This is a genomic window from Pseudomonas sp. SIMBA_041, assembly GCF_046535095.1.
GTDB lineage: Bacteria > Pseudomonadota > Gammaproteobacteria > Pseudomonadales > Pseudomonadaceae > Aquipseudomonas > Aquipseudomonas mucoides.
Map to the genome: position 1 here is coordinate 1 of NZ_JAWRXJ010000435.1, position 265 is coordinate 265.

The 265-nt window shown below is 46.8% G+C and carries 1 protein-coding gene; it reads right to left on the reverse strand.

Annotated elements, in window-relative coordinates:
- Window positions 1-70 precede the first annotated feature (70 nt).
- Window positions 71-265: hypothetical protein (locus SB725_RS31810; RefSeq protein WP_410923433.1), on the reverse strand; the 195-nt coding region annotated here is incomplete at its 5' end.

A 265-nucleotide genomic window follows, 5' to 3' on the forward strand; every position in this document is an offset into this window, starting at 1 on the left:
AAGGGAGTTTTTCATGGCGTCAACGGGAAAAACATTCGGCTTGATACCGGAACTTCGCAACGCGTATAAATTACCACATACGTTGATGAAATAATGCCGCGTTCTTCGCTGTATTGCATTTCGTTTCTTGAAAAAATCCGAACTGGCGGGTCACCCAAGGAAACACTGATTTATCCGTCTCGGTGGTCATCGCTGACGCAGCCGAGGACGTTGTAGAACATAGTTCACGGAACGAGTCCATGACGATGAAACGGCAAATGAGCTT